Source organism: Mycolicibacterium mageritense, from assembly GCF_010727475.1.
GTDB lineage: Bacteria > Actinomycetota > Actinomycetes > Mycobacteriales > Mycobacteriaceae > Mycobacterium > Mycobacterium mageritense.
In genome coordinates this window covers 1,583,327-1,605,496 of sequence record NZ_AP022567.1, presented here as the reverse complement: position 1 = coordinate 1,605,496, position 22,170 = coordinate 1,583,327, and the positions used below count along the sequence as shown (strand labels likewise).

The window sequence follows — 22,170 nt, the reverse complement described above, 5'->3', positions numbered from 1 at the left end:
GCGCGTTAGTTCGAGGCTAGAAACGAGGTCGCACATGTCTCGCACACCGGGGGACGCCCGCTCGAACGGCAGATTCCTGACCCAACTCACGGTTATCGCCACCCTCGGCGGGCTGTTGTTCGGATACGACACCGGCGTCATCTCGGGCGCCCTGCTGTACATGAAGGACGACCTGGGGCTCAGTGCGTTCGGCGAGGCGACCGTGGTCAGCTGCCTGCTGTTTCCCGGCGCGGCGTTCGGCGCGCTGTTCGGCGGCCGGGTCGCCGACCGGATCGGACGCAAGCGAACGCTGCTGGTGTGCGCGGGGCTGTTCCTGGCCGGCGCGCTCGGTTGTGCGGTGGCACCCAATGTCCAGATCATGGTTGCGGCGCGCATCGTCCTCGGGCTCGGTGTGGGCGCGGCCGCGGTGACGTGCCCGCTCTACCTCGCCGAGATGGCACCGGCCGACCGCCGTGGGCGCATGGTGACGATCAACGAATTGATGATCGTGACGGGCCAGATGCTGGCCTTCGCCACCAACGCGCTGCTCGACCGCCTCATCCACGACCCGCATGTGTGGCGCACGATGCTGGCGGTGGCGGCGATCCCGGCGGTCGCACTGCTGGTGGGCATGCTGGTGCTGCCGGACTCGCCGCGCTGGTACGGGTTGAAGGGGCGCATGGTCGAGGCCCGGTCGGTGTTGGGGCTGAGCCGGACGCCTGCGGAAGCCGACGCCGAGTACGACCTTATCGTCGAACACACCGCGCACATGCTCAAGAGCACGTCGCCGTCGTTGTCGGTGATCCGCGACGTACCGTGGATCCGCCGCGTGGTGTTGATCGGCTGCGGCCTGGCGATCGTGCAACAGGCCACCGGCATCAACACCGTGAACTACTACGCGCCAACGATTCTCGAACAGAGCGGGCTCGGCGTCAGCGCGGCGCTGGTCGCCACCATCGCGGTAGGTGTCACGTCCGTGGTCACCACGATCGTCGGGATCGTCCTGCTCGGCTATGTCGGCCGGCGCACCATGCTGCTGATCGGGTTCGCCGGAGTCGCCGGGTCGCAGGCCGCACTGTCGATGGTCTTCCTGCTGCCGGAGTCGACCACCCGCAGCTACGTGATCCTGGCCTGCATGGTGGCTTTCGTCGCGTTCGTGCAGATGTTCATCGGAACGTGTGTGTGGTTGCTGCTCGCGGAGATCTTTCCGCTCAGCATCCGCGGATTCGCCATGGGGCTGGCGGTTTTCGTGCTGTGGTGCACCAACGCGATCATCTCGTTCCTGTTCCCGCTGCTGAACTCGGCACTGGGCTCCACCGGAACCTTCGCCCTGTTCGTCGCCATCAACATCGGATCGTGGGTGTTCGTTCGGCGCTTCGTCCCCGAGACCAAGGGCACCACGCTCGAGGAGCTCGAGGAGCGCTTCGAGGCCCACGGCACCCAGCCGCTCACCACCGCATCGAAAGGAATCTGAAAAACCATGTCCGATCTACGCGTAGCCGTCCTCGGCGTCGGTCTGATGGGTGCCGACCACGTCGTCCGGATCAGAGACCGGATCTCCGGCGCCCGGGTCTCGGTGGTCAACGACTACCTGACCGACAAGGCAGAGGAGATCGCCGACCGCATCCCGGGCTGCCGCGCCATCGCCGATCCGCTGGACGCCATCGCCGACACCGATGTCGACGCTGTCGTGCTGGCAACCCCGGGCGCAACGCACGAGAAGCAACTGCTGGCCTGCCTGGAGCACGGCAAGCCGGTGATGTGCGAGAAGCCGCTGACCACCGATGTCGAGACGTCGTTGGAGGTCGTGAGGCGCGAAGCCGAACTCGGTAAGCGCCTGATCCAGGTCGGTTTCATGCGCCGCTTCGACGACGAGTACATGGCGTTGAAGGCCCTCATCGACGACGGCGGGCTGGGCCGGCCGCTCGTGCTGCACTGCGCGCACCGCAATCCCGCCGTGCCACACGGTTTCGACAGTGCCATGGTGGTGCGGGATTCCCTTGTGCACGAGGTCGACGTGACCCGCTACCTGTTCGACGAAGAGATCGTCGCCATCCAGATCATCAAGCCGGCCCCCAACCCGTCCGGCCCCGAAGGTCTCGCCGATCCCCAGATCGCGATCCTGCGCACCGCGAGCGGCAGGCATGTCGACGTGGAACTGTTCGTCCACACCGGCGTCGCGTACGAGGTTCGCACCGAGGTCGTCGGTGAAAAGGGTTCGGCGATGATCGGTTTGGATGTCGGACTGGTGCGCAGGACTGGCCCCGGCATCTGGGGCGGACAGATCACGCCCAGCTTCCGGGAACGGTTCGGCCGCGCCTACGACACCGAGATCCAGCGGTGGGTCGACGCCGTCCATGCCGGTGTGAACGTCGACGGCCCGACCGCGTGGGACGGCTATGCGGCCGCCGCGGTATGCGCGGCCGGCGTCGAATCCCTGCAGACCGGCCTGCCGGTCGATGTCAACCTCGTTGCCCGCGAATCGATCCCAGGAGCTTGACATGAGGATTGCGTTGGATCCGACGCCGTTTCATCATTCGCACTCGTTGTTGGAGTTTCCGCGGGTGGTGGCGGAGTTGGGGTATGAGTGGTTGCAGTTGACGCCGCATCGGGATTTCATTCCGTTCTTCAACCATCCCCGCGCCGATGACGCGTTGGTGGCGTCATTCCGCAAGGCGTGTGTCGAGGCGGGGGTGGGGATCGCGTCGGTGTTGCCGGTGTTGCGGTGGTCGAGCCCGGATCCCGATGCCCGGGAGGCGGCGGTGCGGTACTGGAAGCGCGTCATCGAGATCACGGTGGATCTCGGGGTCAATGTGATCAACACCGAGTTCTCCGGGCGTCCGGAGAAAGCCGAGGAGTCTGAGCGGGCGTTCTTCCGGTCCATGGAGGAGTTGTTGCCGATCTTCGAGCGTGAGGGCATCGATGTGCGTATCGATCCGCATCCCGACGATTTCGTCGAGGACGGTGTGGAGGCCGTGCGGATCATCCGGGGGTTGAATTCGCCGAATGTGGGCTTTGTGTTTGTCGCGTGCCACGCTTTCCACATGGGGGCGAACATGGCCGAGATCATGGCCGCGGCGGGGGAGCGGCTGCGGTTGGTGCATGTGGCCGACACGATGGATCATCGTGCGTCGCATGGGTTGCGCTACATCACCAATCCGCCGGGTAATCCGGTGCGGGTGCATCAGCATCTCAAGATCGGTGATGGGGACATCGACTGGGACGAGTTCTTCGCCGGCTTGGCGGGGTTGGGGTTTTATGATCGTGATGACACGGTGATGGTGTCGAGTGTGTTCGCGGAGAACGAGAACGCCGCGGAGGTGTCGCGCTACCAGTTGGCCACCATGACCGATTACGTCCAGAAGTACCGGTAACTTCCCCCGCCGAGCAGACACCTAGGTACCCGAACGGCCGCGTACCGGGTACCCACGCGTCTGCTCGCGCGGAAGTGTCGGACCGCGGGTTGGGGTTGAAGTAATGTCGTCGTGACGGCATCTTTCCATCGACTCGGGGGTCTCAGACTGATGCGCCGATGTACGTTGCTAGCTTTCACGACCTTGTCCGCAGTGGGCACGCTGCTTACGGCCTGCGGCGCCGACGGCGGACGGGACGGTAGGGCCGACGACCGCCCGAAGCCGATCGGGCTCCCGTATGCGGAACCACAAGTCGTGGTCGACGGCGCGCCGTTGGCCGGGCTGGACCCAAAGATGTTCACCTGTCAGGACAAGCCTGGACAGCGAATCATTCTGAGCGGGCCCGACGTCAAAGACGGTGGGCTGGGGTTGACCCTCTCCGTCGATGAACCGCGCACCCTTGAGAGCTTCTCGTTCAAGCTTGACGGGGTGCAATACAGCGCCGCCGATAACCGGCCGAATACAAAAGCGTCGGTGACACACGATGGCGACCGCTACACCATCGAAGGCGTCGCGCAGAGTTGGGATGTCGAGCCGGCCGTGTTCAAGCCCTTTACGGCGTCGTTCACCTGCAAATCGATCGGTTGAGGGAACTGGACGACCGCCCTGCTCGCGGGCTCCCGCCGAGCAGACACCTAGGTACCCGGAACGGCCGCGTACGGGTACCCACGCGTCTGCTCGGCGAAGAAGGGGGCAGCACTACCATTCGATACGTGCAGATCGACGGTCAGCAGCTGGCTGCCTTCGCCGCGGTGATCGAGCTGGGCAGCTTCGACGCCGCGGCGCAGCGGCTGCATGTGACACCGTCGGCGGTCAGCCAGCGCATCAAGGCACTCGAGCAGCGGGTCGGCCAGGTGCTGGTGGTGCGCGAAAAACCCTGCACGGCAACGGCTGCCGGGGTTCCACTGCTTCGGCTGGCAGCGCAGACCGCGCTGTTGGAGTCTGAAGCGCTCGCCGAGATGAGTGGCGGCGCCTCACAGCAGACCCGGATTGCCTTGGCGGTCAACGCCGATTCGATGGCCACGTGGTTCACCCGGGTGTTCGGCGAGTTGACCGAGGTGCTCTTCGAGATCCGGATCGAAGACCAGGATCTGTCGGCACGCCTGCTGCGAGAGGGCGTGGTGATGGGCGCGGTGACCACCGAGCGCGCACCTGTTCCGGGCTGCCGGGTATATCCGCTCGGGGCGATGCGGTACATCCCGGTGGCCACCGCCGCGTACGTGCAACGTTATTTTCCCGACGGGTTCACCCGCGAGGCGGTCGCGGTGGCGCCGTCATTGGCGTGGAATCGCGACGACGCACTGCAGGACCAGTTGGTGCGCAAGGCGTTCCGCAGAGACATCGCGAGGCCGGCGCATTACATCCCGACTTCCGAGGGGTTCGGTGCCGCGGTGCAGGCCGGGCTGGGATGGGGCATGTATCCCGAGCAGAGCATCGACGAGTCGTTCGTGCCGATCACGGGCCACCACCTCGATGTGCCGTTGTTCTGGCAGTGCTGGAAGCTCGACAGCCCACTGGTCGCGGCGGTCACCGACGCGGTGCGTGCGGCCGCGGTGAGTTTGCGAGGGCGCAAGTAGCTGCGCCTGAGGCGCCCGGCCACGAAAATCGGTTGCGGCCCCGGCTTTCGAATCGTCATCATCGGAAATGCCGGGTATGGCTGTGTGCGCGAACCATTCTGCGGTCTGCCCAGCGGTTTCACTACCAAGGGGGATGATGATGCGCTGTCGAAAAGGCGATACCGTGACCGCCCGAAGACGGATCGAGGGGATGGATGTGCCGCCGGTGCCTGCGGGAACGCCTGGCACGGTGGTCGCGACAACGGTGCTCGGCAGGCCCAAGACCGTGTTCTTCGCGGTGTCCGATGTCTGGGGAACCAAGCGGTTCCACGTGACAGTGGGCCCCGGTGATGTGACGTAGTCACGTCACCGGGCGTCAATCTTGCGGCGCTCCAGGGCCGGCCACGAGATTCGGGGGCCGGTCGCCGGCGACGTAGACCTCGATCTGCTCGCGGGCAATCGCCCACGCGCGTTCCCAGGCACCCGTCGTGCTGCCCGCTACATGCGGGGTGAGCACCAGGCCCGGCGCGGACCACAGCGGGTGGTCGGCTGGCAGCGGCTCGGGCTCGGTGACGTCGAGTGCGGCCCGCAGGCGACCCGACGTCAGCTCCGCCAACAGCGCTTCGGTGTCCACCGCCCCACCGCGGCCCACGTTGACCACCACTGCACCGTCGCGGAGTTTCGCCAGGAAACCGGCGTCGATGATGTGGTAGGTCGAGTCGTGCGCGGGCAGCATGGCGACCACGACATCGGCGGTCGGTAGCAGGTCGTCGAGATCGGTCACGGGGTGGACACCGGGCCGCGCCCGCCGACCCACCAGCGTGACCTCGGTGTCGAACGGCGTAAGCCGCGACGCGAGGTTGACCGCGAGGTCGCCCGCGCCCAGCACGACCACCCGCTTGCCGATCAGGGTTTCAGTGGACTTCGCCCGCCAAACACCTTGGTCCTGTTGGTCGTTGAACAACTGCAGGTCGCGGTAGATGGCCAGCAGCACCGCCACGACCCACTCGGCTGACGAGCCGCCGTGGGCACCGCGGCCGTTGGACAGCATGACGCCATCGGGCAGCAGCGGCAACCACTGGTCATAGCCGGCGTTGAGGGTCTGTACGAGGCGTAGGTTGGGCAACTCGACGAACCTGGCACCGACCGCCGCGGCCGATTCGTAACCGACCACGACGGTCGTGGCATCCAGATGATCGCTGGGCCAGGGGTCGCCGGGCGCGTACCGGACGGGCTCGATGTCGGCCGATTCGTCGAGTATTTTGACCCCGAGATCGTCTGGGACAAGGACTTTCATCGCGGGTTCTTCTCGCCCGCTTCGACGGCGACCGGCAGGCGGTTCTCGGCAGGGGCGACCGGGCAGGTCGCGTAGTCGGTGAAGGCGCACGGCAGGTTGGACGCGCGGTTGAAGTCGAGGGTGACCGAACCGTCGTCTTCCGGTGCCGGAATCGCCAAAGACCTGGCAGCGGGATAGGTCGTGACTCCGCTCGTGGCATCGGTGAACAGCACCTGCAAGCCGTCTGTCGCGCGGCCGAAGGCGATCAGCCGATGCGTCGCGCCGTCCAGCTCGAAATCGATGGTGCCCACGGCGTTGTGATGGTGCTCGAGACCGGCGACGACGGCGCCCGTGGTCACGGTCTGCGGCTGCGGATACGGCGTGAAGATGCCCCTGACGTGCCAGCGCTCGTTCGGCGGATACACCGGAATGCCGTGGTACTGGGCAAGAGTCGGCGATTTCGGATCGTGGACCCGCAGCGCCACCGACCCCGTCCGGCGGATCACCTCGATGCGCCGGTCACCGTCTTCGACGAGCAATCCCGGCGCGCCCTCGACGGGTTCGAGCCGCTCGGTCCCGTCGATGCCCTCGACATACACGGCGTCGGCATCCGCGCGCCACCGTCCGGGGAGATCGGCGACCGACTCGAATTCGTCGGTGAGCCAATACAAACCGGTCATGCTCACCCAACCGAGCGGGTCACCGTAGTAGCGCTCGCGCTCCGCGTGCCAGGCCTGCCACGCGGTTTCGAACGATGTGGTGGTTGTCATGGTTTCTCCTCTCGACATTGCGGCTAGGCCGCAGCCAGCGGCCTGCTCGGAATCGTTTCGCGCAGCACCGGGGCGACGTCGGACGAGAACAACTCCAGGCTGCGGCGCATCTGAACGGCCGTCACACCGTCGGCGTCGGCGCTGAGATGCATGACCTCGTGGCCCAGCTGCTCGTGATACCGGCCGACCTTGTCGATCACCTGTTGCGGGCTGCCGATCAGCGCCGAACTGCGTTGGACGAAGTCCTCGATCGAATCGAACACCACGGGCAACCCGGTTCGCCGTGCGAATGCCAACCGGGTGTCGAAGGTCAGCCGGTACTCGGCGATGGCCTGCTGCGTGGTCGGGGCGACGTGGAATCCGGCGGTGCCCGCGCCCACCAGGGCATCCTCGGGCCGGTGGCCGTAGAACTCCCACCGTTGCCGGTAGTGCCGGACCAGCTCGGCATAGGGCTCGATCGGGTAGGTCACGTTGGCGGAGAAAACCGGGTCGCCATGGCGCGCGGCCAGATCGACCGAATCTCTACTGGTGGCGCTCCCGTGCCAGATGCGGATGCGCTTCTGCAAGGGCCGGGGGAGGGCTTTGGCATGGGCCAACGGCGGCCGGAACCGGCCCGACCACGTCACGTCCTCGCTGTCCCACAGGGCCCGGAACAGCTCGTAACCTTCGCGGTTCCGATCCCACTGATCTTCGGTGGTCACGCGGAACAGTTCGGCCTGGGCGGCGCCGTTGCCTTTGCCGATGATCAGCTCGAGGCGGCCGCCCGACAGGTTGTCCAGCGTCGAGTAGTCCTCGAACGCCCGCACCGGATCGAGCAGGCTGAGCGTCGTCACCGCGGTGAACAACCCGATCCTGGAGGTACGCGCCGCGATGTGGCTCAACACCACCGGCGGGGACGACGAGATGAACGGATCCTCGTGCCGCTCGCCGACCGCGAACCCGTCGAAGCCCAGCTCCTCGGCAGTCACCGCGGCGTCGACGACCTCGCGCAGCCGCTCGGCCGGGCTTTTCTTGATGCCGGTGAGGGGATCGGGTTGATGGGCGATCAGCGTCAGCAACAGGAATTTCATGCGCAGCACCCATCCACGTCCAACCGCATGTGTAGATCAACGCATCGCAGCGCGCGTTAGTCCCGGACCGGCCGATCCGGGGACGACGGCCGCGCAGCTCACGAGCTGGAAGTGGTTTGAATCCGACTGAACGGAAACTCACCTGGGCGTGACGAGGCCGTGGTCGTAAGCGTGGATGATCGCCGCCGCGCGGTCGCGAAGGTCGAGCTTGAGGAAGATCCGGCCGATGTGACTTTTCACCGTGAGGCCAGAAATGCTGAGCTCTTCGGCGATCTCGGAATTCGATCGCCCCCTGGCTATCAACACCAGGACGTCGAGTTCGCGAGCGGTGAGTTCGCCGACGGCATGGGTATCAGGTGGCTTGGCCGCCTTGCGGTAGGTGGTGAGAACCCGTGACGTCACGGCGGGATCGAGATAGCTGTCGCCCGCCGACACCGCCCGCACGGCCCGGATGAGCTCCTCGGCCGACGAATCTTTGAGGACGAAGCCGGCAGCGCCTGCCCGCAGGGCGCCCGAGAGCAGTTCGTCATCGTTGAACGTGGTCAATGCGAGCACGGGTGGCCCGCCGGCAGCGACCAACTGCCGGGTCGCCTCGATCCCGTCCACTCTCTTCATCCGCAGATCCATCACGACCACGTCGGGGCTGTGCTGATGCACGGCCGTGGGCACCTCGTCGCCGTCGGCGCATTCCGCGACGATGACGAAGCCGTCTTTGCGGCGAAGGATCCGGCGCAGGCCCGAGCGCACGAGATCTTGATCGTCGACGAGGAGCACGGCGACGTCGCCCGCATGGTCGTTCACTGCGCCCAGGGACATGCCCGCTCTCCCAGGCCGGAGTCGTTCAACGGGATGTTGGCCCGCACGGCCCAGCCGTCACTTGAGGGACCGATGCTGATGATCCCGCCGAGCCGCTCCACGCGCTGGCGCATGCCACGGACACCTCGGCCTTCGGTGCACGCCGCAACTACTGCCACCGGAAGCTTGTTCACGACCGTCAGCGTCGCCGATGTGCGGGAAATCCGTAGTGTCACAGATGATTGGGCGTCCGGCGCGTGTTTGGCGACATTGGCCAGAGACTCCTGCACGATGCGGTACAGCGCCAGACCCGCGCCGGCCGAGACTGATTCGGTGCTGCCGGATGCCTCGAACGTGAGGTTCAGCCCGGCTTGGACGAAGTCGTCCACCAGACCGGGAATGTCCTCGATGCCCGGCTCGGGGGCCATGTTCATCGGAGCCGCGTCGAGCAACCCGACGGTCCGCCGAATATCCGTCATCGCCTGTCTGCCAAGGCGTTCGGCCTGCTCAAGGGCTTCGACGGCATCATCGATGTCGCGGTCCTGCTGCAGGCCGCGGCGGGCCCCGGTGAGGTGCAGCAACGTCACGCTGAGCGAGTGGGCGATCACGTCGTGCACCTCGCGGGCGATGCGGCGGCGTTCGTCGGCGGCGGCGTGGGTGGCAAGGGCGGCCTGGGCCCGCTGTTGCTGTTCCATGAGCTGCTGCTGAATCCGCATGAGATAGCCCACGAGCCAACCCATTCCGAGTATTCCCAGGTACAACGCGACGTTGTCGAGGCGGTGCAGATTCGATGCCGCCAGCAACAGGGCTATCGCCGACATGGTCGACAGCAATCCGCCGAGCATGCCCGCGCTCGATGAGACTTCACCGACCATCAGGACCAGCAGCAGCGGCGCGAAATCGGTGGCGACCGGCGTTGCCGTCGCGAACAGTAGCAGTGCGGTCGCGGCAGTCCAGGTTGCCCACACCACGGGCGCCTTGAACTTGATACCGGCCACGAAGAACTGGACGAACGGTGCGACGGCGATGACGAGTGCCAGGAAGGAAACCGGAATATCCGCGGCGGGGCGTTGCAGGCCCGCCACGATGCAGGCGCCGACCACTGTCGCATCGATCGCCACCACGGACGCCCAGTTGTGGCCGACCGGGATTATCTCGCCCCGCCGTCGGATCTGGCCCCGCACGTAGCGCGCGATCGCACCCCGCATCGTGCCATGGTAGAAGGATCTGAGGCCCGCGCGCATCCCGCCGTGGCGGTAGTCGGGGCTCCTACCACGGTCGTAATCCATCGCGCGGTCAGAGCCGCAGCATCTCACGCGCCATCGCGGCGTCTTCGATGAAACTCTCGCGTCGGGGCGGGTAGTAAGGCCGTTCCGAACGCGGCCGCGGCGCCGCGGCCCGCGCAATCCCGCGAAGCGCGGCCCGGGTACGGAGCCACAGCCCCGTGATCGGATGTTGGCGTGCACGGGCACGTGAGGTCTGGGCGGGGATTCGTGGCCATGCACGCGCCACGTCCACCATCTGGTTGGCCCGGAAGGGCTGTGCTTGTGTCATGGCTCGACGCTATGAAGCAGGCGGCCCTTCACACATCGCGCTGGTGTCCGATCTTGAAGTACGACCGTGGTAGGACAACGACGCCGAACCGCAGCAGGAGGGATCCCCTACCGGTCAATGTGACCCCGCCTCGGGCAAGCGAATCCGGACCTGCGCCGTTCAGATGCTGCCGTCCGGGTGGATGGGTGTAGATTTGTTGACAGACTGCTACTTCAACTTGCAGACGATCAGCGCAGGCAATCAAACTGCATGTGCGGTTTGGTCCCGCCAATTCTCAAGGAAAACTTATGGTTTCGTCCAATCTTTTTTCACATTCCGAGCATCAGGAGCCCGCCGCGAATGTCGTGAGCACGGCGCAGCTGCCGGCGATGCCAGTATTCTCCGACCGCGAGGACTCGCAGCCAGGCGCTGATATGCCGTGGTCTTCGTGAATGGTCTGAGTGGAACGCGACGGCTTGCGAGCCCGGTCAGGCTGACGCTCGCCGAAAGGCTCGGCGAAGGCATCGACGGTGCATGGTGGCCGCACTCGGACTCACTGGCTCACGAACTTCCTGAGCTGGTGTCGATCCTGCATCGACCGTTGGGCGAGATCGTCGATATTCGCGTCAACTGGTCTAACGCCGATGCACAACTGGATCTGGACACGATCGCGACCGGCAACCGCTGGGCCATCGGAACGCAAACGCGGCGACCGCGGTTGATGCTGGTGGCCGGGCGCAGCCAGTGCGTGAAACTCCTTGTATTGCCGTGCAAGACATCACAGTCCCTGGGTGGGCTGGTGATGCGCCGTGCGGCGGCGATGCACATCACGGACGAGGTTCGGTACAGTCCTCTGCTCGAAGCCGCCGACGGTGTGCTGCGCGTCGCGCAGGTCGAGTCCACGAGATGGCTGGGGACGGTGTCGAGTACGGGCGCGGCAGAGGTGTGAAATACCGAAATGGGCTGGTGCGGAATATATCCGCGCCAGCCCATTCGCGAGTCTTGGGTCGGTCAGATGGCGGTGACGCCTACCGCCTGGGGGCCCTTGGCTCCCTGCGTGACCTCGAACTCGACGCGCTGATTCTCATCGAGTGACCGAAATCCGCTTCCGGTGATCTCGGAGTAGTGCACGAATACATCCGGCGCACCACCGTCGGGAGCGATGAAGCCGAAGCCCTTTTCGCCGTTAAACCATTTCACAGTTCCCTGTGCCATATTTCTTGCTTCTCTCATTGTGCTGTGGACGCGAGAGAGCGTCCGTGCAGCAGTGTAGCAGTGAATGCGCTGATTACCGAAAATAATTGTGTTCGTTGCAGTTTCATGCAGATCGCTAGCGCAGGCTGTATCCGCCGTCAGGAAAGACCGTCGAACCCGTGGTCGCGGCGTTCAGCAGCAGGTGCACAGCGGCCAGGGCGACCTCGTCCTCGGAGACCGGCCGGCCGAGCACCGACGCTCCTGAGAAGTGTTCGAAAGCTGCGGCGCGAACGTCGGAATCGCGTTGGTGCCAGAGGTTCCCGTTCACGGTGCCCGGGGCGATCGCATTGACCCGCACGGGTGCGAGTTCGACCGCGAGGCCGCGCGCCAGGCCCTCGATCGCCGCATTGGCGGCGACGTAGGCGGGAGCGTCGCCGGCCGGCCGAACACTGGCCGCACCGGACATCAGCACGATCGACGCGTCGGTGGCCAGCTTCGGCAATGCCGACTTCACCACCCGGTACTGACCCCAGAATTTCGACTCGAACGGTGTTGCGGCGTCCTCGACCGACAATTCGGCAATAGATCCCGTGACGTACGTCGCAGCAGTGGTGAACAGTCCGTGAACAGAGTCGACCGGCTCGAAGAAGCGGTCGATGCTCGCTGGATCTGCTGTGTCGACGACCTGCCAGCTGGTGCGTGCGCCCAGCGTGGCGGCCGCCGACTCCAGCTTGGCAGCCGTCCGCCCGCCGAGCACCACGGTGCCGGCGGCCTGGCTGACCAGCTGTGCGACGCTGAAGCCGATGCCGGTCGCACCTCCGATCAGGACGACCGTGCGGTTCGCAAACGCATGCTCGGACAGATAGGTCACGCCGCGACGTTAGCCATCGCGACACCCGGAAAGTGGCCGCAAGACCGGCCCACGAGAGCCTCGCCACGCGTTTTGGTTTCACCCACGCCGAGCCGAAGTGCACCAAGATGGGCCCGTGAGTGTCATTCCGATGCCGAAAGCAGACCTGACGGACGCCGACGTCGCCGACGCCCTCGGGCGGGCCGTGGGACTGATCGACGTGATTCTCGACGTGTTGGCCGAAGTGGATCCGCTCGGACTGCGCCGGCGTTCGCACGATCTCGGGGCTGGAACCGGAGTCACCGGCAAGGCGCTGGATTTCCTGGCGTGCCTGCTCAACTGCGCTGACGTGCCGGGAACACAGGCATGGGAGCGCAAGGACCGCGCAGCCCGCATCCACTGGTGGGTTCGCCGGGTGGGGGCGTTGGACACCGTGGTCGTGGCCTTTCCCGGGGTATTCGGCGCACTCGCGAGCCGGCTGCCTGTGCAGGACTTGTTCGGATTCGCCAACCAGGCCCTGGTGTTGTGCGCGGTGGCCCGTGAATACGGGGTCACCGACCACTCGACACAGGTGCGCCTGCTGGCCTCGGTGCTGTGCGGGCGCGAGTTGGTCGATGAGCCCGGTGCGGTGCCCGCGCCGGAGTGGTCGGCCGACTGGGCGGAGATGTCGCTGCCCAGGAAGCTCTGGCAGCTTGCGGGCATTCTGAACGCGATCGGCGACGAACTCGGCAAGCGACCGCATCCGCGAGGGGTTTTCCACTACCTCGGCATGTTGCCGTGGGTCGGAGCCGTCGCCGGCTATTTCGGCGAGTTCGGCGCGCTGGTACGGGCCGCTGAAGCCGGTCAGCGGTGGATCGTTCAGAACGCGAGCTAGCACCCCATTGACTCTGCGGGTACGGCGTGAAAGTGCGAGTGCGTTACGCCGTCAGCGCGGACTCAACGGTGGGACTTCTTGCCGAACGGCAGGACATGCATGATCGCCACCACCACGCCTCCGACGATCAACCCGATGACGGCCGAGGCGGCCGTGTTCGTGAGCCACGCCAGCACCGCGCCGACACCCGGAACCGCGTGGTGCACCCACTCCTCGGCGTGGTGCACGAGCCCGTAGAGCGTGTGCCAACCGAGGGTGTCCGTCCCGACGAGCAGGATGTGGCCGCCGACCCACAACATGGCCACGGTACCGATGATCGAGAGCGCGGACAGCAGCTTGGGCATTCCGGCGACGAGCCCGCGCCCGATCGTCTGCGCAATCCGCGACGTGCGCTGGGCGAGGCTCAGTCCGATGTCGTCCATCTTCACGATGCCCGCGACGACGCCGTAGACCGCGGCCGTGATCACCAGGGCGACGATGACCAGGATGATGAGCCGCGGCAGGAAGGACTGGTCGGCCACTTCGTTGAGCGCGATCACCATGATCTCGGCTGAGAGGATGAAGTCGGTACGGATCGCGCCGGTCACCATGTACTTCTCGGAGTCGGCTCCGGCCGCCGCGGTGGGTGCCGCATGTGCGTCGTGCCCGTGCTGTCCCGGTAGCCAGCCCAGCACCTTCTCGGCGCCCTCGTAGCAGAGGTAGGTCGCGCCGAGCATCAGGATCGGCGTCAGGAGCCACGGTACGAACTGACTCAGCAGCAGTGCTGCGGGCAAGATGAAGAGGATCTTGTTGCGCAGCGACCCGATCGCGATCTTCTTGATGATCGGCAGTTCCCGGTCGGCGGTGATCCCGTGCACGTATTGCGGTGTGACCGCGGTGTCGTCGATGACCACGCCTGCGGCCTTGGCGGTCGCCTTGCCCGTCGCCGCGCCGATGTCATCGATCGACGCGGCCGCGAGTCGCGCCAGGGCGGCGATGTCGTCGAGCAAACCGAACAAACCGGCGCTCACCGGTACGTTCTCTCATCGCGCAAGCGGCTCGTCCCCATGCCTGTGAAGATTACCGGCCATGCTCAGCCCGAGCAGGCTGCAGGCACCTCGGGCCCGCCTGATGCGGCCGCGGCTGCGCGCTGCAACAACGTGTAGAGGGTGGCGCGCTCGTCGGTGTCGAGCGCCGAGAACATCCGATCCTCGATGTCTGCCACCACGTCCTCGACGTCTGAGAGCTTGCGCGCACCGGCGTCGGTCAGCAGGACGATGTGGCGGCGTCGGTCCTCGGTCGAGCGTCGGCGTTCCACCAGCCCGGATGCTTCGAGTTCGTTGAGCAGGATGACCAGGTTGGTGGGCTCGACGCCCAACGCCTCGGCGAGATCCGACTGGCTGCGTTCGCCGAAGTCTCGCAACAGAGTCAGCGCGATGACGTGGCGTGCGCGGAGGTTGAACTGGCGGAACTCCAGCTCGGCTTCGGCGCGGATGCGGCGGGCCAGATAGTCCAGGAGTGGGCCCGCAAGCTGGACGTTCTGCGTCCGGTGCTTGCTCTTGGCCACGTCGGCCAGCATACGGGAATGAAATAATAATCAATGGTGTATATATGATCGTTGTAGCATTCATTATCTACGATGGGAGACTCATGGCGCACCTTCTGCACCTCGACTCGTCAGTTCAGGGGCCGAACTCGGTGAGCCGCCGGTTGACCGCGCATGCGGTTGAGCGGTGGCGCGACACGCATCCCGGGGGCGCGGTGACCTACCGCGATCTGGCCGCCGACCCGATTCCGCATCTGGACGCCGGCACCGGAATGGCGCGTCTGGTGCCTGCCGCAGAGCGCACGCCGGCACAGCACGCGTCGTTCGCGCTGAGCGAGGAACTCATCGACGAGATCAAGCGTGCCGACACGGTCCTGCTCGGGCTGCCGCTGTACAACTACGGACCGCCGAGCACTGTCAAGGCGTGGGTGGATCACCTCGTGGCCCCGGGACTGTCTATCGGCGAGGACGGGACGGGCCTGCTCGGGCATGCCGACTTCGTCGTGATCGAAAGCCGCGGCGGCGGTTACGGGGCCGGTACCCCGCGACACGGGTGGGATCACGCCGAAACGTGGTTGCCGCACGCCGTGTCACTTACCGGCATGCAACCGAGGTTCATCATCGCCGAGCTCACCATGGCCGACAGCAATCCGGCCATGGCCGACCTCAAACCGCTGGCCAGGGAAAGCCTGCAGCGGGCGATCGCCGAAATCGATGGGCTGTGGGAAGCCAACGAGCACGTCGCCTGAGCGCAACCGGGCCCTACATCCCGATGAGGGACTCGATCCAGCCGCGCGCGAAGTACAGCACGAAGCCCGCGGCCACGATCCACAGCAACGGGCTGACTTCCCGGGCCTTTCCCGCGGCCGAGCGCAGCACCGCCCATGCCACGAAACCGACCCCGATGCCGTTGGCGATCGAGTAACTGAACGCCATGGTCGCCACGGTGAGCACCACGGGCAATGCCACCGAGAATTCGGAAAGGTCGATGTGGCGCAGCTGCGACACCATCATCGCGCCGACGATCACCAGGGCGGCCGCGGCCACCTCGGTGGGCACGATCGAGGCCAGTGGGGCGACGAACATGGCTGCCAGAAACAGCAGGCCCGTGATCAGGTTGGCGAATCCGGTGCGGGAACCCTCCTCGATACCCGCGCCGGATTCGATGAAGACGGTGTTCGACGAGGCCGACGCGGATCCGCCGACGACGGCTCCGGCGCCTTCGACGATCAGTGCCGATTTGAGCCGTGGAAAGTTGCCCTTGTCGTCGGACAGCCCGGCCTCGCGGGACAGGCCCGTCATGGTTCCCATGGCGTCGAAGAAGTTCGCGAACACCAGGGTGAACACCAGCATGATCGCGGCCAGGACGCCGATCCGGCTGAAGCTGCCGAGGCTGACCTCGCCGACCAGCGAAAGATCGGGCAGCGCGAACGGCGAGCCGGACAGTGTCGGGACCGACAAACCCCATCCGCCGGGCTTTTCCTGGGCTGACCCGAGGTGCCAGATCGCCTCGACGACGACGGCCGCGACGGTGCCCGTCACCAGGCCGATCAGGATGCCGCCGCGCACCTTTCGCGCCACCAGGATTCCGGTGACCAGCAGGGTGAACACGAAGACCACCGTCGGCACGGTGTTGATCGAGCCGACGCCGCCGGTGCCGAGCCCCACCGGGGGAGATGGCAGCCCGGTCGAGCCGACGAACCCGGCATCGACAAGGCCGATGAACAGGATGAACAGCCCGATGCCCGCGGTGATCGCCAGTTTGAGCTGCATGGGGACGGCGTCGAAGACCAGGCGGCGAAACCCGCTGGCCGCCAATGCCACGATGATCAGGCCGTCGATGACCACGAGGCCCATCGCCTCGGGCCAGGTGATCGAGCCCACCACGGTGGTGGCCAGGAACGAGTTGATGCCAAGACCCGCGGCGAACGCGAACGGCAGGCGCGCGATGATGCCGAACAGGATCGTCATCACGCCCGCCGCGAGGCACGTGGTGGCCGAAACCTGCGCGAATTCGAGCTTGTTGCCGTCGACATCGGCAGAGCCCGACAGGATCACCGGATTCAGCACGATGATGTAGGCCATCGCGATGAAGGTGACCAGGCCGCCGCGGACCTCGGAGGAGACCGTGGAGCCACGGGCCGAGATCTCGAAGAAGCGATCGAGGCGATTCATAGCTGATGACCCTAAAGGCAGCGTGCGCTCCGCGTGTTGCGTTGGAGTGAGTGTTTGTTTCTTGGTCGTTATCGCGTCGGGGAGAGGGAGGAGTTGACCTCAAGTTAAGTTGAGGTGCCATGCTCCGAACATGACTTCTGCGGTAAACCGTCTCGAATCCGGAGGGAAACCCCCTGGGGCCGGTTGGCCGTGCGAGATAGCTTCAGATAGCGACGTATCCGATACCAGGCATACGACCAATGGCGGGAGCGGGGCCATGCCATCAACCGGTCGGGCAAAAGTGCTCGAAAATGACGATCTGACAAAGCGTTTCGAACGCGACGCGTTGCCGCTGCTGGATCAGCTGTACTCGGCTGCCTGCCGGTACACGCGCAGCGCCGCCGATGCCGAGGATCTGGTGCAGGAGACCATGGTCAAGGCGTACGCGAGCTTTCACACCTATCGGGACGGCACCAACATTCGGGCCTGGCTGTTCCGCATCCTGACCAACACGTGGATCAACGCGTATCGCACTGCGCAACGGCGGCCCGAAGAGGTGCTCGCCGACGCGATCAACGATGCCCAACTCGCGGCTGTCGCGCGACGTTCCTCGGTCGAGTTGGCGTCCGCGGAACTGGCCGCGCTCGACGCCATGGGGGATGACGAGGTTCGGCAGGCCCTGGGGCAACTGCCCGACTTCCAGCGCATCGTCGTCTACTACGCCGACGTCGAAGGCTTCCAGTACAAGGAGATCGCCGACATTCTGCAGATTCCCGTGGGCACGGTGATGTCGCGACTGCATCGTGGCCGGCGAAATCTGCGTGATCTGCTCGCCGAACTCGGCACTGCACGAGGCTATCTCGGTCGGCGTGCGGCGAACGGCGCTGCTGCATAGCCGTCACTGCGCCGTGCCATCCCGCGTTCGGCGGCGACATCGGCGAGCAGTTCGCGCAATCGCCTGCGGCCCCGGGCAAGTCGGGACATCACGGTGCCGATGGGGATTCCCATGAGCGCGGCGATCTCGCGATACTGGTAGCCCTCGACATCGGCAAGGTATACCGCGAGCCGGTTGGCCGGCGGTATCGCCCTGAGCGCGTGTGCGATTTCGTCGTCGCCCAGTGCGTCGAGGGCTTCGATCTCAGCCGATCGCAGGCCGGCTGAGGTGTGATTCTGCTCGGCCGAGAGTTGAAAGTCGGTGAACTGCTCGCACAGCACCTCTTGCGGCCGTCGTTGTCGGATGCGGTAGTTGTTGGTCCAGGTGTTGTACATGATGCGGAACAACCAGGCCCGAATGTTGGTGCCGTCCTGGTAGGTGCGAAAACCGCTGTAAGCCTTGAGAAACGTGTCCTGCACCAGATCCTCGGCGTCGTAGGTGTTGATGGTCAGGCGACGGGCGCCTCTGGAGATCTGGTCGATGTGCGGCAGCGCTTGGATCACGAAGCGGGCATCGATCTCGGGATACGACCGGCTGCAATCGAATGTGGTGTCATGCATGGCGCCCTCACTAATTATATATAGAGAAACTATACATATAGTCTAGCCCAGCTAGTTAGCCGACGTAAGGGCTACCCCGCTGCGGCTTGCCTGCGTGGGGGTGGCGATCGTCAATGTCGGTGCGGTGCTGGGCATTCGCCTAGCTTGAAGACGCTGCGCCCAGCCACTTTTCAGCGACTTCACAGGAAGTTGCCTGAAGGTGCGTCTCCATTTCGACCGGTGTAAAGTTCCTCCCCGCTGTACATAGTTATTCGAACTAATTCGCCGTGGAAATGAACGAGTGTCGTTATCGCGTTCCACGGGCGTGGTCGAGTGATGTCGGGGAGGTGTTGGTGAAGGCCATGCCGGTTGCACGGCTGTTCAAGCATGCGTGGATTCCGCTGGTGCTGGTGGTGGTGCTGGCCATCTCTGGGTTGGTCGTATCGCGACTGCATCGGATGTTCGGTTCCGAAGACCTCAACGCGAACGCGGGCGCCGGCATCGAGATCGTCCAGTTCAACCCGAAAATCCTCGTCTATGACGTATACGGTCCTGCCGGGGCAACCGCCCAGATCAGCTATTTCGATCCCGACGCCAAGGTTCACGAGATCACCGCGACCCTGCCGTGGTCGATCACGCTGCAGACCACGTTGCCCACGGTCAGCGCCAACCTGATGGCGCGCGCAGAGGGGGACGCAATCGGATGCCGGGTCACCGTGAACGGCATTGTCCGCGAGGAGAAATCAGCCGATGGCATCAACGCCCAGACGTACTGCCTGGTGAAGTCCGCATGACAAAGAACACTCACGCACATCCCCGCAGGCCGCTCGTCGCGCACAGCCTGCGCATCTTCGCCATCCCGGTCATCCTGTTCTGGGTCGCGTTCGCCGTCGTCGTGAACGTCATCGCACCGCAGCTCGAGATCGTGGGCGAGGAGCACTCCGCCCCGATGGCCCCCGAAGATGCGCCGTCGATGATCGCAATGCACCGGATGGGCGGCAACTTCAAGGAATTCGACTCCAACAGCACGGTGATGGTGGTGGTCGAGGGGCAGCAGGCCCTGGGCCCGGATGCCCACCGCTACTACGACGAGATCATCCGCAAACTTCGCGAAGACCCCGAGCACATCCAGCACATCCAGGACTTCTGGGGCGATACGCTGACCGCTGCCGGTGCCCAGAGCGCCGACGGCAAAGCCTCGTACGTGATGCTGAATCTGGCTGGGCAGCAAGGCCAGACGCTGGCGAATGAAGGCGTGCAGAAGGTGCGCGACATCATCAAGGACACGCCCGCGCCGCCGGGTGTGCAGGCATACGTCGCCGGACCCGCTGCCCTCACCGACGACATGCACGTCATCGGCAACGCCAGCCTCGGCCAGATCACGCTCTACACGCTCGTGGCGATTGCGGTGATGCTGCTGATCGTCTACCGCTCGATCCGCACCACCCTGGTGCAGTTGCTGCTCACCGCGATCGGGCTGCTGTCATCACGCGGTCTGATCTCGGTCCTGGCCACTCACGACGTGTTCGGACTGACCACCTTCGCCGGGAACATCCTCACGATGCTGGCAATTGCGGCCGCCACCGACTACGGCATCTTCCTGTTCGGCCGCTACCGCGAAGCCCGCGGCGCCGGCGAGGAACGCGAGGACGCCTACTACACGACGTTCAAGTCGGTCGCGCCGGTCATCATCGGTTCGGGCCTGACGATCGCCGGCGCCACGTACTGCCTCAGCTTCGCCCGGTTGCCGTACTTCAGCACCATGGGTGCGCCCGTCGCGATCGGCATGATCGTGGTGGTGGCATCGTCGGTGACGATGGGCCCCGCTGTGCTGTTCCTCGGCAGTAAGGTGGGCCTCTACGAGGCGAAAAAGCCGCCCAAAGGCCGGTTCTGGCGCAAGGTCGGCACTGCGGTGGTGCGGTGGCCCGCGCCGATCCTGGTGGCCAGCTCGTTCATCGTGCTGATCGGCGTGGTGGCCGTCCCGGGATACAAGCCGGCCTACAACGATCGGTGGTACCTGCCCGCCGACGCCCCGGTGAACATCGGATTCGCCTCGGCCGACCGGCATTTCACGCAGGCCCGCATGAACCCCGACATCCTGCTGGTCGAGGCCGACCACGACATGCGCAACCCCGCCGACATGCTGGTGCTGGACCGCGTGGCCAAGAACGTGTTGCGGACGGAGGGCATCGCGATGGTGCAGAGCATCACCCGGCCACTGGGTATCCCCATCCAGCACAGTTCGATTCCGTTCCAGACCGCCATCCAGGGGCAGACGCAGAACCTGAACCTGCCGTTCCAGCGCGATCAACTGGCCAACCAGCTGAAAATGGTTGATGCGATGAACGTCTCGATCTCGATCCTGGAGGAGCAGTACCAACTGTCGCTCCAACAGACCAAGCTCACCCAGGACTCGGCCGCCAAGTCGCAGGAGATCCTCGACGTCACCAAGAAACTGCGCGACAGCATCGCGAACTTCGACGACCAGTTCCGGCCCCTGCGCAACTATTTCTACTGGGAACCGCACTGCTTCGACATACCCATGTGCGCCGCGGCGCGGTCGGTCTTCGATTCGCTCGACGGCATCGACGAGCTGACCGACAAGACGGCCTCTGTACAGGTCAACACCGACCAACTGGCAGACCTGGCACCGAAACTGACCGCGCTGCTGCCACAGACGATCGCCTCGATGAAGACCAGCCGGGATCTGTCGCTCGCGTCGTACAACTCGCAGAAGGCCCTGCTCGACCAGATGCAGGCGATGAACGACACGGCGCTGGCCATGGGGCAGAGCTTCGACGAAGCCAAGAACGACGATCTGTTCTACCTGCCGCCGGAGGCGTTCCAGAATCCCGATTTCGAGCGCGGCCTGAAGATGTTCCTGTCACCTGACGGCAAATCCGCGCGCATGTTCATCACGCACCAGAGCGATCCCGCGACACCCGAGGGCATCGCCCGTGTCAACGCCGAGCGTACGGCGGCCCAGGAGGGCTTGAAGATGTCGTCGCTGTCGGACGCCAAGATCTACCTCGGCGGCGTCGCGGCCACGTACAAGGACATGAGCGACGGGGCCCGCTACGACCTGATGATCGCCGTGGTGTCGGCCCTCACGCTGATCTTCATGATCATGCTCATCCTGACCCGCAGTGCGGTGGCGGCGCTGGTCATCGTGGGCACCGCGGCCAGCTCGATCGCCGCGTCCTTCGGCATCTCGGTGTTGTTGTGGCAGGACTTGTTCGGCATCCATGTGCACTGGCTGGTCATGCTGATGTCGGTGATCATCCTGCTGGCGGTCGGATCGGACTACAACCTGCTGCTGGTGTCCCGGTTCAAGGACGAGATCTACGCGGGCCTCAAGACCGGCATCGTCCGGTCGATGGCCGGGACCGGCGGCGTGGTGACCTCGGCGGGCTTGGTGTTCGCCGCGACCATGGCGGCGATGCTGGGCAGCGAACTGGTGGTGCTGGCCCAGATGGGCTCGACCATCGCGATCGGGTTGTTGCTCGACACCCTCATCGTGCGGTCGTTGTTGATGCCGTCGATCGCAACCTTGTTGGGCCGGTGGTTCTGGTGGCCGCAGGTCGTCTATCCGCGCGGCGACAACCAGTTCCGCAAACCGCAACCGCAACGCCGCGATGACGACGAAGACACCGCGGCCATCCCGGTGCCGAGCTGACCCGCCGCTGGGCTTCGAGGTGCTTACGTTGA

23 protein-coding genes and 1 pseudogene are annotated in these 22,170 nt (G+C 65.2%); 12 read left to right on the top strand and 12 right to left on the bottom strand.

Annotated features, from left to right (window positions below):
- Positions 1-28: 28 nt before the first annotated feature.
- From G6N67_RS07815 to G6N67_RS07790, 6 genes and pseudogenes are all read left to right on the top strand, one after another.
- Positions 29-1,453 (top strand): annotated as a pseudogene (locus tag G6N67_RS07815) (sugar porter family MFS transporter); the annotation flags it as partial.
- A gap of 6 nt (positions 1,454-1,459) precedes the next feature.
- Complete coding sequence (locus G6N67_RS07810; RefSeq protein WP_036433140.1) at positions 1,460-2,479, top strand: Gfo/Idh/MocA family protein; 1,020 nt, start codon at positions 1,460-1,462, stop codon at positions 2,477-2,479.
- A 1-nt stretch (position 2,480) separates the two neighbouring features.
- On the top strand, positions 2,481-3,353 hold the full coding sequence (locus G6N67_RS07805) for a sugar phosphate isomerase/epimerase family protein (protein WP_036433143.1): 873 nt from the start codon (positions 2,481-2,483) through the stop codon (positions 3,351-3,353).
- Between the two features lie 192 nt (positions 3,354-3,545).
- Entirely contained in the window at positions 3,546-3,980 is a 435-nt protein-coding gene (locus G6N67_RS07800; protein ID WP_036433146.1) for a lipoprotein LpqH, read from the top strand.
- 125 nt (positions 3,981-4,105) lie between these two features.
- Positions 4,106-4,969: a LysR family transcriptional regulator ArgP gene (locus tag G6N67_RS07795; RefSeq protein WP_036433154.1), complete on the top strand. Its 864-nt coding sequence runs from the start codon at positions 4,106-4,108 to the stop codon at positions 4,967-4,969.
- A 163-nt stretch (positions 4,970-5,132) separates the two neighbouring features.
- The gene (locus G6N67_RS07790) at positions 5,133-5,309 is read left to right on the top strand and encodes a hypothetical protein (RefSeq protein WP_163642139.1); all 177 of its coding nucleotides are present in this window, start codon (positions 5,133-5,135) and stop codon (positions 5,307-5,309) included.
- Positions 5,310-5,324: 15 nt separating this feature from the next.
- On the opposite strand, the gene G6N67_RS07785 is transcribed toward G6N67_RS07790, so the two are convergent.
- The 6 genes from G6N67_RS07785 to G6N67_RS07760 all read right to left on the bottom strand — a co-directional run bounded on the left by G6N67_RS07785 (position 5,325) and on the right by G6N67_RS07760 (position 10,413).
- Complete coding sequence (locus tag G6N67_RS07785) at positions 5,325-6,245, bottom strand: 2-hydroxyacid dehydrogenase (protein ID WP_036433156.1); 921 nt, start codon at positions 6,243-6,245, stop codon at positions 5,325-5,327.
- Positions 6,242-6,994, bottom strand: coding sequence for a DUF1684 domain-containing protein (locus tag G6N67_RS07780; protein WP_036433162.1), 753 nt, complete (start codon positions 6,992-6,994; stop codon positions 6,242-6,244). The genes G6N67_RS07785 and G6N67_RS07780 overlap by 4 nt, the downstream gene beginning before the upstream one ends.
- A 23-nt stretch (positions 6,995-7,017) precedes the next feature.
- Positions 7,018-8,064, bottom strand: a complete 1,047-nt coding sequence (locus G6N67_RS07775) for an LLM class flavin-dependent oxidoreductase (protein WP_036435657.1) — start codon at positions 8,062-8,064, stop codon at positions 7,018-7,020.
- A gap of 138 nt (positions 8,065-8,202) precedes the next feature.
- The gene (locus G6N67_RS07770) at positions 8,203-8,880 is read right to left on the bottom strand and encodes a response regulator transcription factor (RefSeq protein ID WP_179976809.1); all 678 of its coding nucleotides are present in this window, start codon (positions 8,878-8,880) and stop codon (positions 8,203-8,205) included.
- The gene (locus G6N67_RS07765; protein ID WP_051578930.1) at positions 8,862-10,067 is read right to left on the bottom strand and encodes a sensor histidine kinase; all 1,206 of its coding nucleotides are present in this window, start codon (positions 10,065-10,067) and stop codon (positions 8,862-8,864) included. The genes G6N67_RS07770 and G6N67_RS07765 overlap by 19 nt, the downstream gene beginning before the upstream one ends.
- Positions 10,068-10,155: 88 nt before the next feature.
- Complete coding sequence (locus tag G6N67_RS07760) at positions 10,156-10,413, bottom strand: hypothetical protein (protein WP_036433166.1); 258 nt, start codon at positions 10,411-10,413, stop codon at positions 10,156-10,158.
- A gap of 418 nt (positions 10,414-10,831) precedes the next feature.
- Between G6N67_RS07760 and G6N67_RS07755 the strand changes: the two genes are divergently transcribed.
- Positions 10,832-11,341 carry a DUF5994 family protein gene (locus tag G6N67_RS07755; RefSeq protein WP_308289878.1) on the top strand — a complete coding sequence of 170 codons (510 nt, stop codon included), beginning with the start codon at positions 10,832-10,834 and terminating at the stop codon, positions 11,339-11,341.
- A gap of 62 nt (positions 11,342-11,403) precedes the next feature.
- On the opposite strand, the gene G6N67_RS07750 is transcribed toward G6N67_RS07755, so the two are convergent.
- Together G6N67_RS07750 and G6N67_RS07745 are read right to left on the bottom strand one after the other, a co-directional pair.
- The gene (locus G6N67_RS07750; protein WP_036433169.1) at positions 11,404-11,607 is read right to left on the bottom strand and encodes a cold-shock protein; all 204 of its coding nucleotides are present in this window, start codon (positions 11,605-11,607) and stop codon (positions 11,404-11,406) included.
- 115 nt (positions 11,608-11,722) lie between these two features.
- Positions 11,723-12,457, bottom strand: coding sequence for an SDR family oxidoreductase (locus tag G6N67_RS07745; RefSeq protein ID WP_229479789.1), 735 nt, complete (start codon positions 12,455-12,457; stop codon positions 11,723-11,725).
- A 130-nt stretch (positions 12,458-12,587) separates the two neighbouring features.
- Between G6N67_RS07745 and G6N67_RS07740 the strand changes: the two genes are divergently transcribed.
- Positions 12,588-13,310 (top strand): hypothetical protein, encoded by a 723-nt coding sequence (locus G6N67_RS07740; RefSeq protein ID WP_230023537.1) that lies wholly within the window; start codon positions 12,588-12,590, stop codon positions 13,308-13,310.
- 62 nt (positions 13,311-13,372) lie between these two features.
- On the opposite strand, the gene G6N67_RS07735 is transcribed toward G6N67_RS07740, so the two are convergent.
- On the bottom strand, positions 13,373-14,320 hold the full coding sequence (locus G6N67_RS07735; protein WP_036433178.1) for a DUF808 domain-containing protein: 948 nt from the start codon (positions 14,318-14,320) through the stop codon (positions 13,373-13,375).
- Between the two features lie 62 nt (positions 14,321-14,382).
- On the bottom strand, positions 14,383-14,868 hold the full coding sequence (locus G6N67_RS07730) for a MarR family winged helix-turn-helix transcriptional regulator (RefSeq protein WP_051578751.1): 486 nt from the start codon (positions 14,866-14,868) through the stop codon (positions 14,383-14,385).
- Positions 14,869-14,939: 71 nt separating this feature from the next.
- Here G6N67_RS07730 and G6N67_RS07725 point away from each other — a divergent pair, with 71 nt between their 5' ends.
- On the top strand, positions 14,940-15,584 hold the full coding sequence (locus tag G6N67_RS07725) for an FMN-dependent NADH-azoreductase (protein ID WP_036433181.1): 645 nt from the start codon (positions 14,940-14,942) through the stop codon (positions 15,582-15,584).
- Positions 15,585-15,597: 13 nt separating this feature from the next.
- Here G6N67_RS07725 and G6N67_RS07720 read toward each other — a convergent pair whose 3' ends face one another.
- Complete coding sequence (locus G6N67_RS07720) at positions 15,598-17,010, bottom strand: NCS2 family permease (protein WP_036433183.1); 1,413 nt, start codon at positions 17,008-17,010, stop codon at positions 15,598-15,600.
- Between the two features lie 256 nt (positions 17,011-17,266).
- Between G6N67_RS07720 and G6N67_RS07715 the strand changes: the two genes are divergently transcribed.
- Complete coding sequence (locus G6N67_RS07715; protein WP_051578752.1) at positions 17,267-17,884, top strand: sigma-70 family RNA polymerase sigma factor; 618 nt, start codon at positions 17,267-17,269, stop codon at positions 17,882-17,884.
- Here the strand turns inward: G6N67_RS07715 and G6N67_RS07710 are convergent.
- Positions 17,845-18,483, bottom strand: coding sequence for a sigma-70 family RNA polymerase sigma factor (locus tag G6N67_RS07710; protein WP_063835120.1), 639 nt, complete (start codon positions 18,481-18,483; stop codon positions 17,845-17,847). The genes G6N67_RS07715 and G6N67_RS07710 overlap by 40 nt on opposite strands.
- 341 nt (positions 18,484-18,824) lie before the next feature.
- On the opposite strand from G6N67_RS07710, the gene G6N67_RS07705 reads away from it, so the two are divergent.
- On the top strand, positions 18,825-19,256 hold the full coding sequence (locus G6N67_RS07705) for an MmpS family transport accessory protein (RefSeq protein WP_036435670.1): 432 nt from the start codon (positions 18,825-18,827) through the stop codon (positions 19,254-19,256).
- Positions 19,253-22,138, top strand: a complete 2,886-nt coding sequence (locus tag G6N67_RS07700) for an MMPL/RND family transporter (protein WP_036433187.1) — start codon at positions 19,253-19,255, stop codon at positions 22,136-22,138. Before G6N67_RS07705 ends, G6N67_RS07700 begins: the two co-directional genes overlap by 4 nt.
- Positions 22,139-22,170 lie beyond the last annotated feature (32 nt).

Bases quoted from the DNA above. Each gene is read 5' to 3' on its own strand.
- G6N67_RS07810 (WP_036433140.1), top strand. From the start codon at position 1,460: ATGTCCGATCTACGCGTAGCCGTCCTCGGCGTCGGTCTGATGGGTGCC.
- G6N67_RS07805 (WP_036433143.1), top strand. From the start codon at position 2,481: ATGAGGATTGCGTTGGATCCGACGCCGTTTCATCATTCGCACTCGTTG.
- G6N67_RS07785 (WP_036433156.1), bottom strand. From the start codon at position 6,245: ATGAAAGTCCTTGTCCCAGACGATCTCGGGGTCAAAATACTCGACGAA.
- G6N67_RS07780 (WP_036433162.1), bottom strand. From the start codon at position 6,994: ATGACAACCACCACATCGTTCGAAACCGCGTGGCAGGCCTGGCACGCG.
- G6N67_RS07775 (WP_036435657.1), bottom strand. From the start codon at position 8,064: ATGAAATTCCTGTTGCTGACGCTGATCGCCCATCAACCCGATCCCCTC.
- G6N67_RS07770 (WP_179976809.1), bottom strand. From the start codon at position 8,880: ATGTCCCTGGGCGCAGTGAACGACCATGCGGGCGACGTCGCCGTGCTC.
- G6N67_RS07765 (WP_051578930.1), bottom strand. From the start codon at position 10,067: ATGCGGGGTGCGATCGCGCGCTACGTGCGGGGCCAGATCCGACGGCGG.
- G6N67_RS07760 (WP_036433166.1), bottom strand. From the start codon at position 10,413: ATGACACAAGCACAGCCCTTCCGGGCCAACCAGATGGTGGACGTGGCG.
- G6N67_RS07750 (WP_036433169.1), bottom strand. From the start codon at position 11,607: ATGGCACAGGGAACTGTGAAATGGTTTAACGGCGAAAAGGGCTTCGGC.
- G6N67_RS07740 (WP_230023537.1), top strand. From the start codon at position 12,588: ATGCCGAAAGCAGACCTGACGGACGCCGACGTCGCCGACGCCCTCGGG.
- G6N67_RS07730 (WP_051578751.1), bottom strand. From the start codon at position 14,868: ATGCTGGCCGACGTGGCCAAGAGCAAGCACCGGACGCAGAACGTCCAG.
- G6N67_RS07725 (WP_036433181.1), top strand. From the start codon at position 14,940: ATGGCGCACCTTCTGCACCTCGACTCGTCAGTTCAGGGGCCGAACTCG.
- G6N67_RS07720 (WP_036433183.1), bottom strand. From the start codon at position 17,010: ATGAATCGCCTCGATCGCTTCTTCGAGATCTCGGCCCGTGGCTCCACG.
- G6N67_RS07715 (WP_051578752.1), top strand. From the start codon at position 17,267: ATGCCATCAACCGGTCGGGCAAAAGTGCTCGAAAATGACGATCTGACA.
- G6N67_RS07710 (WP_063835120.1), bottom strand. From the start codon at position 18,483: ATGCATGACACCACATTCGATTGCAGCCGGTCGTATCCCGAGATCGAT.
- G6N67_RS07705 (WP_036435670.1), top strand. From the start codon at position 18,825: ATGCCGGTTGCACGGCTGTTCAAGCATGCGTGGATTCCGCTGGTGCTG.
- G6N67_RS07700 (WP_036433187.1), top strand. From the start codon at position 19,253: ATGACAAAGAACACTCACGCACATCCCCGCAGGCCGCTCGTCGCGCAC.